This window comes from Massilibacteroides vaginae (assembly GCF_900178525.1).
Taxonomy (GTDB): domain Bacteria; phylum Bacteroidota; class Bacteroidia; order Bacteroidales; family Tannerellaceae; genus Massilibacteroides; species Massilibacteroides vaginae.
The window spans coordinates 618,698-632,297 of the sequence record NZ_FXDJ01000007.1; the positions used below are offsets into that span (position 1 = coordinate 618,698).

Consider the following 13,600-nt stretch of genomic DNA (forward strand, 5'->3'; position numbering starts at 1 on the left):
CCTTTGTTTATATTATTTCAAGCGTGCTTATTTAGTAATTCGCTCAAGCCATTTCAACATAAATAGCATTGCAAACATAGAAATCAAACAAGCAACTACAAAGACAGTCCATGTCAACCAGATTGGAATCTGTTCGTAAAGGATAGCTCCAATAAACAACAATTGATTGCCAAGTGCTGTTGCACCTAACCAACAACCTTGCATAATTCCCTGATATTGCGGAGGTGCTACTTTAGAAACGAATGAAATACCCAACGGACTAATAAATAGTTCAGCGACAGTTAATATCAGATAGGTGCCAATTAATAAGAACGGAGTAACACGTTGAGCATCCGGCAGCCCTCCCATAGCACTTACTTCTGAAGAAGAAGGTAAGTTTAATGAGCCTAATACCATCACAACATAAGCTATAGCTGCAATACCCATCCCTATAGCGATCTTACGTGGTGCTGATGGTTCTTTACCATTTGCGCGCAACCAACCAAATACGGCTAACACAATCGGAGTCAGGAATACAACAAAAAACGGATTAGCCGATTGGAATAACTCGGCGGTTATGTTCCAGCTGCCGATTTTAAGTAAGGTATAGTCATTCGCAAAGAAAGTCAAAGTTAAACCATTCTGATGGAATGAAAACCAAAAGAATATTACGACACCAAAAACAGCAAACAAAGCATACAAACGTTGCTTTACTTCTTTTACATCCATCACTGGTGCTTCTACGGAAGAACCGGCTGCGGTTTTGATACTTGGTTCCGGGAAGTATTTCTTATTTAGCACAAAAACAAATAATGAGATCAAAAGAGCGATGATCGCAATTCCAAAAGCATAATGGAACCCTGTATTAAATACATTCAAATAAGTGTTTGCAAAAACAGTTGGATCCGTTATGGTTTGTCCTACGCTTACTTGAGTCATTAATTCATTATATCTGTTAGTAGCCTCAGGCGAAAGAGTTCCCGACAGGAATTGATGACACAAAGCAGATAAATCAGAATTATAAAGAAAGCCATTATTTTCTAACCACCAATTTCGTACTGCAACAGCACACATGGGAGCAAAAATAGCACCAATATTAATGAACATATAAAACAATGAAAAACCTGAATCACGCATTTTTGAGTATGTTTCATTATCATACATCTGCCCAACAAGTGCTTGAAGGTTTCCTTTAAACAATCCATTTCCAAAAGCAATCACAAACAACCCTATACAGGTAAGCGTCAAGAACAATGGGAGGTTAGATACGGGTGTATCTGTTGGTATAGCGATGATCAAATAGCCAACAGCCATCAGTATGATACCAAGCATGATCGTTCTTTTAAAATTCTTGGTTTTATCCGCAATAATACCACCTACTAATGCTAAAATATAAATTGAAAAATAGAAAACGGAATAGATAATTCCAGAATTCGTTTTATCCAATCCGAACTTCGACATTAAAAATAACGACAAGATGGCCATCATGGTATAGAAGCCAAAACGCTCCCCCATATTAGCTAATGAGGCTGCAACTAATCCTTTTGGATGATTTTTAAACATTGTTTTTTAGGTATTATTATTGTTTATACTTATTGAATTATCTGCTTTATTGCTCCTGTTTCAGGGTAGAAGTAAACTTTTACAGGAGATCTTTTATCTTCAAACATAACAGGAGCAAGCCCTTCTTGTGTTCCAAATTGGGTAATCTGAACTTCTCCTTTGTATAGTGTTTTTTTGTTCATTTGTATATCCACATTGGCTTTACCGGGGATATTATAGATAATTCCCTTTAAGGATTTTTCTTTACGGGCTGCTTCTTTTTCATCAAGCATCGGAGCACGGTCTGTTGCTTTCAAATTGAAGTAGACCGGAGTTCCTCCCAAGTCATCGGCATCTACAATGCCTAAGAGTGATGAAAAACGGAAGATGATCTCTTTATCTAAATCATCATGAGGAGTGAGGGTTACATCATAATCGATAACTTCCTCTACAATAATTCCGGTAAAAAGATTTACCAACGCTTTTTCTTGCTCTTCCAGCTGCTGTATAACCAATTTCATGGCTTCTCCATCGGGTGGAAGATTATCCGCGTCGCCGGTCAGTATGTTTAAACGGCTTTCACGTATACGATAAATTTGTTTGGCGGCAACTTCCGCTTGCTTAGCTACAGAACCGGCCATCAACAGTTCTTCCGAATAGACCGAAGCATCTGCTACGCGCACTGCTTTTGACTTGTTCTTCCGCGCGATATCCATTTCTGATTCTACCGGAGCATATTCCGCATTAATAGAACAGAGCAGTCCTTCTTCCGTCAGATATGCGTAAGGAGCTACTGTTCCTCCTTTGAATTCTACAATATAAGTTTGTTCCGGATCCGGCACACCTTTATTAAACAAGGTGATTTTGCCTAATTCGTAAAACACTTTATCTTCTGTAACAACTTCCTTTACTCCTAAATATTTTTCGGCATATTTATAATAAGGTCCGGCCTTGCAGGTCGATTTCTTTACTTCCGCGTTTATGATCAACGAGGTTTTTGGCAGTGAATAAGTTATTCCGAAGTTATTGCTCTTCAATGCATTTCTTTTTACCACTTTAGTCTGTGCAAAAAGAGGTAATGAAATCAACAAACTTGCAACAATGATGAGATTCTTCATTTCCAATTTGTATTATGTCAATATAAAGATTTTACAAATCTATAAAAAACTACAGAAAGTACATAATAATTCGAGAGAGGATGCCGGGATTTTAGATTTTAAATTTTCACCTATGTTTCGCTTCTTTCAAGGCTTCACATCAAACAAAAGGGCGCCCAATAGATTTTGGACACCCTCTCTCATTTTATTTTTATTTTTCAAGCTTAAAACTCCGCATTATTCGGCGTACGTGGAAATGGTATAACGTCTCTGATGTTGGCCATTCCGGTTACAAACAACAGCAAACGCTCAAAACCAAGACCAAACCCCGAGTGAGGAGCTGTTCCAAAGCGGCGTGTATCCAGATACCACCAGATATCCTTCATCGGTATATCCATTTCTTCAGCTCTCTTATACAGTTTATCGTAATCTTCTTCACGCTGAGAACCTCCGATGATTTCACCGATTTTAGGGAATAACACATCCATCGCGCGCACCGTTTTTCCGTCTTCGTTCTGCTTCATATAGAACGATTTGATCTCTTTTGGATAATCGGTCAGAATTACGGGGCATTTGAAATGTTTTTCCACCAGATAGCGTTCGTGCTCGGAAGCTAAATCGGCACCCCAGAAAATCGGGAATTCAAATTTATGTCCTTTAGCTACTGCTTCTTCCAGAATTTTCACTCCTTCAGTGTATGATAAACGGATGAATTTATTGTCCAGAATAAATCTCAGACGTTCTACTAAATCATCATTGTCTTCGTTTTTATAAAGAAGCTTTCTGGCGCCGTTCAGGAATTGTATATCATCCAAACAGTTATCTAAAGCCCATTGAATACAATATTTGATAAAGTCTTCGGCCAACTGCATGTTTTCTTCTATTTCGTAGAAGGCAACTTCCGGTTCTACCATCCAGAACTCTGCAAGATGTCGGGGTGTATTTGAGTTTTCCGCCCTGAAAGTAGGGCCGAAAGTATAGATCGATCCTAAAGCCATGGCAGCAAGTTCTCCTTCCAATTGTCCGGAAACAGTCAGGCTGGCTTGCTTTCCGAAGAAATCGTCTTCATAAGTTATGTTCCCATTTTCATCCTTCTTCAGATCGTACAGGTTTTTGGTTGTTACCTGAAACATTTGTCCGGCGCCTTCACAGTCTGAAGCGGTAATAATAGGGGTATGAAAGTAGAAGAATCCTCTCTCGTGAAAGAATCGGTGAATAGCCATTGCCATGTGGTGACGAATACGGAACACGGCTCCGAATGTATTGGTTCGAGGTCTCAAATGAGCTATTTCACGTAGAAACTCTACAGAATGCCCCTTCTTTTGAAGCGGATAAGTCTGTGGGTCGGCCGTTCCGTATATTTCAACTTCAGTAGCTTGTACTTCCACGTTCTGATCTTTCCCCTGAGATTCTACCAAAATACCGTTTACATTAATACACGCACCGGTAGTTATCGGCTTCAGGTATTCCTCACCGAGTTTTTCCACATCAACAACGATCTGAACATTATGTATTGTAGAACCGTCATTCAGAGCGATAAAGTTTACCATTTTACTACCACGACGAGTACGAACCCATCCTTTTACGTTTACTTTCTCTCCAAACGACTTGCTTTTAAGCAGGTCTGCAATCTTTGTTCTAGTAATTGTTTCCATGATTTATTTTTAACTTATAATTGAAATAAGTTAGCCGGTCTTTATTAACCGGCTAACCTAAAAAATCAGTTTTATTCAAAAGCACCCATTCGGAGTGCATTTACTTCTCTCTCATTCAGGTAGCGCCATTTTCCGCGACCCAGATTTTTCTTGGTCAGGCCGGCAAAATAAACACGGTCGAGTTTGATAACATGATAACCTAATGATTCGAAAATACGACGAACGATACGGTTTCTGCCGGAATGGATTTCGATACCAACCTGGCTCTTATCAATTTCATTCGCATAACTAATTGCATCCGCATGGATTTCTCCATCTTCAAGTTCTATACCATTAGCTATTTTTTCCATATCCTCAATGGCCACATTCTTGTCTAACCAAACATGGTAGATTTTTTTCTTCTTTAATGATGGGTGCGTTAATTTCGACGCCAAATCGCCATCGTTTGTAAGAAGTAAAACACCTGTTGTGTTACGGTCTAATCTTCCTACCGGATAGATTCTTTCCTTACAAGCATTTTTCACCAAATCCATTACCGTAAGGCGTTCCTGCGGATCGTCTGAGGTAGTTACACAGTTCTTCGGTTTGTTCAGAACAATATAAACTTTGCTTTCAATCTGCACCTGACGATCATTGAATACTACTTTATCCTGACGTGTGATTTTTGTTCCCAACTCGGTGATAACAACATCATTCACTTTCACAGCTCCTGACTGGATAAATTCATCCGCCTCGCGACGCGAACATACGCCTGCGTTAGCCAGGAATTTATTCAATCGGATTGGTTCGTTAGGATCGGCCAATACTTCCTTATACTTTAATTGTTTTTGGAAGTTGTATTTTGCATTCGGATTGTAATCACCCGTATGTCTGTTTTGAGGGCGACCCATTCCTCCACGGTTATTACTGTATCCACCACCCTGGCGGTTGTTTCCATATCCACCGCCTTGACGGTTATTTCCGTATCCACCGCCTCCTTGGCGATTATATCCGTATCCACCGCCACTGCTTTGACGGTTGTTTCCGTATCCACCGCCCTGGCGGTTGTCACCGTATCCACCCTGACGATTGTCTCCGTATCCACCTTGACGATTATTTCCGTATGAAGGACGGTTTCCATAAGAAGGTTGTTGTTGATCGTAAGCGCTTACGCGTGTGTCGCCCACTCTTGGTCTTCTTTTCTTTTCGCCCGTTCCATCATCAGACGGACTGGCAGAATAGGCTCTTGCCGGCCTGTTCTCGTAATTGCCTCCCTGACGATTTCCATACTGGTTCCCTCCCCCATAAGAGGAACGGTTATTGTCATAATTATTCCCATACGACGGTTTATTATAACCTCCGTCTCTGTTATACGGTCTGTTATACCCTCCTCCATCACGATTATCATAAGATTGTCGTGGTCTGTTTGAGTAATCATTGTAGTTCGATGAAGATCCATATCCCCCACGGTCGTCTCTTTGGGGTTGGTTGTACGATCTTCTCTCATAATTGCCACCTTCTGACCTTCCATAACCTCCTTGGTTATATGGTCTTCTTTCACCTTCAGGTTCTGTGTTTTCCCGTCTGACACTAGGTATTACTTTTCTAGGACGAGGTTGAGTTTCATCTCTTTCTTCTGTACTCATTTTTCTAAATTAAATAATTTACTAAATCAGCAACCTCACGGTTACTTTCATGTTTCACTCTAAATACCGGTATAGTTGTGAGGCGTCATTGCCTTCAGTTCTTCTTTTATTTTTGCACTAACGTTTAAAGTATCGATAAAACTTGCTATTGACTGTTCTGTTATGCCTTCGTTCGTACGGGTCAAAGCTTTCAATGCCTCATAGGGCTTTGGGTAACCTTCACGTCTCAACACGGTTTGTATTCCTTCAGCTACAACAGCCCAGGATTCTTCCAAATCAGCATATAATGCCTTCTCATTTAATAACAACTTACCCAGCCCTTTTGTTAAACTTGCAATTGCAATTTCTATGTGAGCAAGCGGCACACCTACATTTCGCAACACGGTAGAATCCGTCAGATCTCGCTGCAGGCGCGAGATTGGCAGCTTTACAGCCAGATGGTCTAATATCGCATTTGCTATACCCAGATTGCCTTCTGCGTTTTCAAAATCAATCGGATTAACCTTGTGTGGCATAGCTGATGATCCCACCTCGCCGGCTTTGATCTGTTGTTTGAAATACTCCATCGATATGTATTGCCAAAAATCTCTTGACAGATCTATAAGAATTGTATTTATGCGTTTCAGTCCATCAAATATAGCTGCCAAATTATCATAATTGGATATCTGTGTTGTAAACTCTTCCCTTTTTAAATTCAGGACATTGTTCACAAAATGATTTCCGAAATCTTTCCAGTTCACCTCCGGATAAGCTACGTGGTGGGCATTAAAGTTTCCTGTGGCACCTCCAAATTTAGCAGAAACCGGAATCGCGCGGAGCAAATTCAATTGTTGTTCCAGTCGATAAACAAACACCATGATTTCCTTGCCCAATCGGGTTGGAGACGCAGGCTGTCCGTGGGTTTTTGCCAGCATAGGGATAATATCCCAACGTTCGGCAAAGCCGGTCAAAACGGCAATAATTTCTTTCAGATGCGGATAATACGCCTCGTTCAGCGCTTCTTGCAATGACAAGGGAACAGCTGTGTTATTTATATCTTGCGAAGTAAGCCCAAAATGAATAAACTCCTTGTATTCTTCCAGCCCTAAACGATCAAATTGTTCTTTAATAAAATATTCAACCGCTTTCACATCATGATTTGTCGTAGCTTCTATTTCTTTAATCCGAAGAGCATCTTGCTCAGAAAAATTTTGATAAATAGCCCGCAAATCATTCTCCACAGCCTTAACAGCATCACTTTTAAGTTGGGGAATATATTGAGAAAGCACGATAAAATATTCAATTTCAACCCGCACCCTATATTTTATAAGCGCATATTCAGAAAAATAGGCGGCTAAACATACTGATTTATTCCTGTATCGTCCATCCACTGGTGAAATGGCAGTTAGTGTCGAAAGCTTCATAATATACATTATTATATAGGCATGCAAAGATAATTCATTTCTCCATACTATTAAATATAATATGGCATAATTCACCGCATTAAACATTATTTATTAAGTGATTCCATCAACAAAAACAACACATCCCCAGAATCAATCTAAACAAAGTAAATTTAAAAAATGTTTACCTTTAAAAATCAAAGGATAACCTTTGTTTTGTTATTTCGACAATTGTCGAACAGTTTTTCTATATATATGGTAAAGTTTTTCTACATATATAGAAAGCTTTTTCCATATATATAGAAAAAGAAATAAATAGTATGCAAACACAAAAAACAAAGGATAAAAATGAAATTATAACCAGATCTATATAAATACAAACGAAGGCAATCTTTCGATAACAAAAATTAAGTATTAGTTTTATGCCAAATAGAACATCTTCAACAAAAAAAGAGTTATATTAGTGGGATAATAACAAAAATAAGATGAATTATGAAAAATGTAGATTCAAAATTATTATTGGGATTAGTTGTTGGTGCTGCAGTAGGTGCAGCAGTTGGTTATCTGGCAGCTACAGATAAAAGAGAACAACTTCTCGGTGAATTGAACAACGTTGTTGATAAAGTGAAAGAAGGATTTAACACGGCAGTCAGCAAATATAAAGACACAAAACACGAACTGGTTAACAAACTGGAAGAAGCAAACACTCCGGCTGAATAAGTTCATGGAAAAGGATTCTGAACAGGTTTTCAATCGCATAAAAAAAGATGTTATTGCTTTTTTTGAGCTAAAATTTGAACTTCTCAAATTAAGCACATACGAAAGAACGGGCAAAGTTTTAGGCGTTCTTTCGTATGGCTTAATATTACTTTTTACTGCTTTCTTCGCTTTTTTATTCATTTTCCTTGCCCTTGGTTTTTTCTTAGGCGAATTATTTAACTCTGAAGCAATGGGGTTCGTAAGCGTAGCTATGCTTTACGTAATTCTTATTTTAGTGATAATCGCTAATAAAAACAAGGTGGTAGAAAAGGTTGAGAATGAAATCATCGCGGCGCTAATGTCTAACGATGAAGAAAAGAATAACGACACAGAAAAAAATGAACAGCAAGCCTCAGACCCCTCTGGAGAAATTAACAGCTGATAAAAACAGAATCAAGCGGTTAACCCAAGAACAGGAAGTAAAGTTAAATGAGCATATTGTCTATGTACAAAAAAATGCAGGAAGCTTGCTTTTATCACTCGTCTCCTCCATGCTCTTCGCACCTTCTGCAAAGAAAGAAAACAAACAGGCAATCCCTACAGGAGAACAACCGGAAACGATTGCCGCCGGCAAACTTTCACTGGCCGATTTCATACCGGTTGGTAAGCTTTTGCTGCCCGTTGCATGGGATATTGCCAAACCAATTTTACTTTCATGGGGACTAAAAAAAGTTACCCAGATCACAACAGGTCTGTTTTCACGCAAAAAAGTGTAGTTTTAAGAATTATTTTATGTTAGAGGACATACTTTTCCTCCGTATATATAAGGACATTCGGAAAAACATAACTAAATTTGCAGTAGATAAAACAAATACATAATGAAACAAAAAACTGTTGTTTTCGTAACATTTTGGTTTATGTTTATTTTATTTGCTTCTTGCGCAACCCCCTGTGGTTGTTAATGATAAGAAATTGTTTTTTTAATAAACCCAAATAAAGTTTTATTACAATGATTAAAGTAGGTATTAACGGTTTCGGCCGTATCGGACGTTTAGTGTTCCGTGCTGCTCAAAGCAGAAACGACATTCAGGTAGTTGGTATCAACGACCTTATCAGTGTTGATTACATGGCTTACATGTTAAAATATGACACTATCCACGGAAGATTCGACGGAACTGTTGAAGTAAAAGACGGAAATTTAGTCGTAAACGGTAACTCAATCCGCGTAACAGCAGAAAGAAATCCTGCTGATTTGAAATGGAATGCAGTTGGCGCAGAATATGTAGTTGAATCAACTGGTTTGTTCTTGTCAAAAGAGTCAGCTCAGGGTCATATCGACGCTGGAGCGAAATATGTTGTAATGTCAGCTCCTTCTAAAGACGACACGCCTATGTTCGTTTGCGGTGTGAACTTGGATTCATACGTAAAAGGAACTCAATTCGTTTCTAATGCTTCTTGTACAACTAACTGTTTGGCTCCTATCGCTAAGGTATTGAACGACAAATTCGGTATCAAAGATGGTTTGATGACTACAGTACACGCTACAACTGCTACTCAAAAAACAGTTGACGGTCCTTCAGTAAAAGACTGGAGAGGTGGTCGTGCTGCTGCAGGTAACATTATCCCTTCTTCTACCGGTGCTGCTAAAGCTGTAGGTAAAGTTATTCCTCAATTGAATGGCAAATTAACTGGTATGGCTTTCCGCGTTCCTACTTTGGACGTTTCTGTAGTTGACCTGACAGTTAACTTAGACAAAGCAACTACATACGCAGAAATTTGTGCTGCTATGAAGGAAGCTTCTGAAGGTGAATTAAAAGGTATCTTAGGTTATACAGAAGACGAAGTAGTATCTTCAGACTTCTTGACTGACCCACGTACTTCTATCTTCGACGCTAAAGCCGGTATCCAATTAACTCCTAACTTCGTTAAGGTTGTTTCTTGGTACGACAACGAGTGGGGTTATTCAAACAAAGTTCTTGGTTTGATCGCTCACATGGCTCAAGTAAACGGATAATTCCGGGGAAAATAAATCTAAAAAGCCGCGCCCTCAATGGACGCGGCTTTTTTATTATCTTTGCTGTATCATGAAGGGATACGAACTAATAACAATCATAGGCCCAACGGCTTCCGGCAAAACTACCCTGGCGGCTCACTTGGCCGATCGCTTAAATACAGAGATCATCAGCGGAGATTCCCGTCAGGTTTATAGAAACATGGATATCGGAACCGGGAAAGATCTGTCAGACTACACCGTTAACGGAAAAGAAATACCTTATCATCTGATCGACATTTGCGATCCGGGTGATAAATACAATGTATTCGAATATCAGCACGACTTCCACAAAGCGTTTGAAAGTATCAGAAACAAGAATAAAATGCCTATTTTATGTGGTGGTACCGGCATGTATATTGAAGCCGTATTAAAAGGATACAAACTTTTAGATGTTCCGGAAAATAAAGAGTTACGTATTTCTTTGAAAAGCAAAAATTTAGATGAACTAACGAATATTCTTGCCGGCTACAAAACACTGCATAACAAAACGGATGTTGACTCAGCCCAGCGTGCAATACGCGCAATTGAAATAGAGGAGTATTACAAACAAAACTCTTCGCCGGAACAAAACGAATATGCTCCGATAAATAGTCTGATTATCGGCATTAATATAGACAGGGAGCTTCGCCGCGCAAAGATATCCGGACGACTCCGCGACAGATTAAACGAGGGTATGGTAGATGAAATTAAAAACATCCTAAACACCGGTGTTGCAGCAGATGATTTGGTTTATTATGGCTTAGAATATAAATTCGTTACGCTTTATGTAACAGGAGAAATCAGCTACGACACGATGGTTAACGAATTGGAAATCGCCATACACCAATTTGCAAAGCGTCAAATGACCTGGTTCAGAGGGATGGAAAGACGTGGGTTTAAAATTCATTGGATTGACTCCGTAACATCCACGGAAGAAAAAACAAACCGGATTCTTACTTTATTGAATGAATAATATAAAAACAGAATGATAACGATCAACGATTTCAAACAAAACGAAAACTTCTTCCTAATGGCCGGACCATGTGCCATAGAAAGTGAAGAGTCCGCCATGCATATAGCAGAGCGCATTGTAGAAATTACATCTAAACTTAATATCCCTTATATATTCAAGGGTTCATACAGAAAGGCAAACCGTTCACGCATTGATTCTTTCACAGGAATTGGCGACGAGAAAGCACTTATAATATTACGTAAGGTCAAAGAATCATTCAATGTTCCTGTAGTAACCGACATCCACGAAACGGCAGAGGCCTCAATGGCTGCGGAGTATGTGGATATACTTCAAATACCTGCATTCTTATGCCGGCAAACAGATCTGCTTTTAGCTGCAGCAAAAACCGGTAAAATCGTGAACATCAAAAAAGGACAATTTCTTTCACCTGAAGCCATGAAATTCACAGCTCAAAAGGTCGTGGATGCCGGTAATGAAAATGTAATGCTCACGGAAAGAGGAACAACTTTTGGCTATGGAGATTTGGTAGTAGATTATCGAGGAATACCAACTATGCAACAGTTTGGTTTTCCTGTAATTATGGATGTTACACATTCCTTACAACAACCAAACCAGACATCCGGAGTAACAGGAGGATTACCCGCACTTATCTCGACTATTTCTCAAGCCGCTGTAGCCGTAGGAGTAGACGGTTTATTCATCGAAACACATCCTAACCCTGAAATTGCAAAATCAGACGGAAGCAACATGCTCAAACTTGACCTATTAGAAGATCTATTAGTACGACTTCTAAAAATCCGTCAGGCCATTAAATAATAAACACAAACCGTTCAAAATACAGAAGAGGGTGTCCCACAAGGGCACTCTCTTTTATCTTTTTATGCTGCGTTCTTTTGTTGATTTAGCTTTGTCAGATTTATAATCTGAGTTTTTCTCTCTTCGTGGTGTTGATAGACTCTAAAAAGTTCTACATTCTTGTTTTTTACCGTTCTTTTTTGAGCAAAAACTGCCTTTTTCTGCTTTCGATATAGTTTGAGCAGGTTAAAGGCTATAGCAAAGACAGCAAAATCCATTGCCACTTTCTCTTTTGATTGATGGCGGAACCGATTGTAAGCTTTATTGTATTTGATTTGACCGAAAACAGCTTCGGGTTCTATGGGGCGTCGCTTTCGCATTCGTAGACCTTCTTCCGAGGTAAGCCTTTCACGGGCTTTCCGTTTATACTCCCTTAGCTTATGATTAACCTGTATTTGTCTGTCGTTTTCTGACTTATGGCATAAACTCCTGAGCGGACAACCTTGACAACGGCTGGCTTTGTAAACACTTATCTCTGAAACAAAGCCACTTTGAGTTTTACGATTTGTCGTATAAATCTTTTTCATTTGTTGCCCCATCGGACAGATGAAATAGTCTTTCTCCTTATTGTAATAGAGGTTGTCCTGTAGAAATGCATTGTTTTTAAAGGAACGTTTCTCTTCTTTGTGAAAATAATTGTATTTTACATAAGCCTCGATTTCTTTCTTTTCCAGGTAAGTATAATTCTCTTCACTTCCATAACCCGAGTCGGCACAAAGCTGTTCAGGACGTATCTTGTAGTTGCTTTCAAATCCATTCATAAAAGGGATAAGAGTCAATGTGTCTGTTGGATTAGGAAAGAGATCATAGTGTGTTATAAATTGGTTTTCTGTACCTATTTGAAGATTATACGCGGGCTTTAACTGTCCGTTTCTCATATGGTCCTCTTTCATGCGCATAAAAGTTGAATCCGTATCGGTTTTGCCAAAGCTATTACGCTCCCCCAGAGTATCCAACTTTTCTTCGTACTCCTGAAGTTTTGGCAAATGTTTATCTTCCAGCGTTTTGATTTGTTTAAGTTCTTCTTTACTACGGTTCTCCCGGTTTATCTGCTGTATCCTTTCTTTCAATTCCCGACTGTTGATGGGGGTAGGAGGCTCATCATCGGGAGCATTGTCTTGAGTAATACCGTCTTCTATCTGAGAGAGAATACCATGTATTTTAGATTCCAGCTTAGCCTTATTTCTTTCAACGCTTTTGCGCCATACAAAAGTGTATCGGTTAGCACGGCTCTCCAACTTAGTGCCATCTACATAGAGTTCTTTCAAACTGATGTAGCCCATATCTACCAGAATGAAGACGATCTGAACAAATAGCTTATGGATACTCTGCTTTAGACGAAGCGAACGGAAGTTGTTTATTGTCCTGAAATTAGGCTGTTGATCGCCAGAGAGCCAGATGTAATAAATGTTTTGTTCTAATTGAGCGGCTATTTTTCGACAGGAATAGACATTGTTCAGATAGGCGTAAAAAAGAATCTTTAGCAACATCCGGGGGTGGTAACTACTATTGCCTCCTCCTTTATATCCAAAATCAATGTCGGATAAGTCAAGCTCGTCAACAATATGATTGACTAAACGAACGGGGTGATCTTCAGGTATCTTACTGTCTATACTTACCGGAAAAAGAACACCTTGCCCCTGATTGTAGGGTTTCCATGATATTTTGGCCATAAAGCAATGATTGTCTTTGTTTTATGACTTAAATATAATAAAAAAAGAGCAATAAAAAAAGGATGTCCAAAACTTTTTGGACACCCTC

The 13,600-nt window shown here is 39.2% G+C and carries 12 protein-coding genes; 6 read left to right on the top strand and 6 right to left on the bottom strand.

The genetic code is table 11. The annotated features are described in order from the left end of the window. Positions 1-27: 27 nt before the first annotated feature. From B9Y81_RS05440 to purB, 5 genes are all read right to left on the bottom strand, one after another. Entirely contained in the window at positions 28-1,542 is a 1,515-nt protein-coding gene (locus tag B9Y81_RS05440; RefSeq protein ID WP_085535970.1) for a peptide MFS transporter, read from the bottom strand. Between the two features lie 29 nt (positions 1,543-1,571). Continuing rightward, positions 1,572-2,639, bottom strand: coding sequence for a DUF4831 family protein (locus B9Y81_RS05445; protein ID WP_085535971.1), 1,068 nt, complete (start codon positions 2,637-2,639; stop codon positions 1,572-1,574). A 203-nt stretch (positions 2,640-2,842) separates the two neighbouring features. Next, on the bottom strand, positions 2,843-4,273 hold the full coding sequence (asnS, locus tag B9Y81_RS05450; protein WP_085535972.1) for an asparagine--tRNA ligase: 1,431 nt from the start codon (positions 4,271-4,273) through the stop codon (positions 2,843-2,845). A 71-nt stretch (positions 4,274-4,344) separates the two neighbouring features. Next, a complete protein-coding gene (locus B9Y81_RS05455) occupies positions 4,345-5,898 on the bottom strand; it encodes a pseudouridine synthase (RefSeq protein WP_085535973.1) in 1,554 nt (517 codons plus the stop codon). A 59-nt stretch (positions 5,899-5,957) separates the two neighbouring features. Continuing rightward, positions 5,958-7,301, bottom strand: a complete 1,344-nt coding sequence (gene purB / locus B9Y81_RS05460) for an adenylosuccinate lyase (RefSeq protein WP_085536014.1) — start codon at positions 7,299-7,301, stop codon at positions 5,958-5,960. Positions 7,302-7,772: 471 nt separating this feature from the next. On the opposite strand from purB, the gene B9Y81_RS05465 reads away from it, so the two are divergent. The 6 genes from B9Y81_RS05465 (at position 7,773) to kdsA (ending at position 11,800) form a co-directional block, all read left to right on the top strand. After that, positions 7,773-8,000 carry a YtxH domain-containing protein gene (locus B9Y81_RS05465; protein ID WP_085535974.1) on the top strand — a complete coding sequence of 76 codons (228 nt, stop codon included), beginning with the start codon at positions 7,773-7,775 and terminating at the stop codon, positions 7,998-8,000. A 4-nt stretch (positions 8,001-8,004) separates the two neighbouring features. After that, entirely contained in the window at positions 8,005-8,421 is a 417-nt protein-coding gene (locus tag B9Y81_RS05470) for a hypothetical protein (protein ID WP_085535975.1), read from the top strand. After that, positions 8,378-8,755, top strand: coding sequence for a hypothetical protein (locus B9Y81_RS15210; protein WP_139822897.1), 378 nt, complete (start codon positions 8,378-8,380; stop codon positions 8,753-8,755). The genes B9Y81_RS05470 and B9Y81_RS15210 overlap by 44 nt, the downstream gene beginning before the upstream one ends. A gap of 233 nt (positions 8,756-8,988) precedes the next feature. Beyond that, a complete protein-coding gene (gene gap / locus B9Y81_RS05480) occupies positions 8,989-9,993 on the top strand; it encodes a type I glyceraldehyde-3-phosphate dehydrogenase (protein WP_085535977.1) in 1,005 nt (334 codons plus the stop codon). Positions 9,994-10,063: 70 nt separating this feature from the next. Continuing rightward, positions 10,064-10,984: a tRNA (adenosine(37)-N6)-dimethylallyltransferase MiaA gene (miaA, locus tag B9Y81_RS05485; protein WP_085535978.1), complete on the top strand. Its 921-nt coding sequence runs from the start codon at positions 10,064-10,066 to the stop codon at positions 10,982-10,984. Positions 10,985-10,996: 12 nt separating this feature from the next. Continuing rightward, positions 10,997-11,800, top strand: coding sequence for a 3-deoxy-8-phosphooctulonate synthase (kdsA, locus tag B9Y81_RS05490; RefSeq protein ID WP_085535979.1), 804 nt, complete (start codon positions 10,997-10,999; stop codon positions 11,798-11,800). A gap of 62 nt (positions 11,801-11,862) precedes the next feature. Here kdsA and B9Y81_RS05495 read toward each other — a convergent pair whose 3' ends face one another. Next, positions 11,863-13,512 carry an IS1182 family transposase gene (locus B9Y81_RS05495; RefSeq protein WP_085535336.1) on the bottom strand — a complete coding sequence of 550 codons (1,650 nt, stop codon included), beginning with the start codon at positions 13,510-13,512 and terminating at the stop codon, positions 11,863-11,865. Positions 13,513-13,600: the final 88 nt, after the last annotated feature.

Excerpts from the sequence above, each read along its gene's own strand:
- B9Y81_RS05440 (WP_085535970.1), bottom strand. The coding sequence starts at position 1,542 with ATGTTTAAAAATCATCCAAAAGGATTAGTTGCAGCCTCATTAGCTAAT.
- B9Y81_RS05445 (WP_085535971.1), bottom strand. The coding sequence starts at position 2,639 with ATGAAGAATCTCATCATTGTTGCAAGTTTGTTGATTTCATTACCTCTT.
- asnS (WP_085535972.1), bottom strand. The coding sequence starts at position 4,273 with ATGGAAACAATTACTAGAACAAAGATTGCAGACCTGCTTAAAAGCAAG.
- B9Y81_RS05455 (WP_085535973.1), bottom strand. The coding sequence starts at position 5,898 with ATGAGTACAGAAGAAAGAGATGAAACTCAACCTCGTCCTAGAAAAGTA.
- purB (WP_085536014.1), bottom strand. The coding sequence starts at position 7,301 with ATGAAGCTTTCGACACTAACTGCCATTTCACCAGTGGATGGACGATAC.
- B9Y81_RS05465 (WP_085535974.1), top strand. The coding sequence starts at position 7,773 with ATGAAAAATGTAGATTCAAAATTATTATTGGGATTAGTTGTTGGTGCT.
- B9Y81_RS05470 (WP_085535975.1), top strand. The coding sequence starts at position 8,005 with ATGGAAAAGGATTCTGAACAGGTTTTCAATCGCATAAAAAAAGATGTT.
- B9Y81_RS15210 (WP_139822897.1), top strand. The coding sequence starts at position 8,378 with ATGAACAGCAAGCCTCAGACCCCTCTGGAGAAATTAACAGCTGATAAA.
- gap (WP_085535977.1), top strand. The coding sequence starts at position 8,989 with ATGATTAAAGTAGGTATTAACGGTTTCGGCCGTATCGGACGTTTAGTG.
- miaA (WP_085535978.1), top strand. The coding sequence starts at position 10,064 with ATGAAGGGATACGAACTAATAACAATCATAGGCCCAACGGCTTCCGGC.
- kdsA (WP_085535979.1), top strand. The coding sequence starts at position 10,997 with ATGATAACGATCAACGATTTCAAACAAAACGAAAACTTCTTCCTAATG.
- B9Y81_RS05495 (WP_085535336.1), bottom strand. The coding sequence starts at position 13,512 with ATGGCCAAAATATCATGGAAACCCTACAATCAGGGGCAAGGTGTTCTT.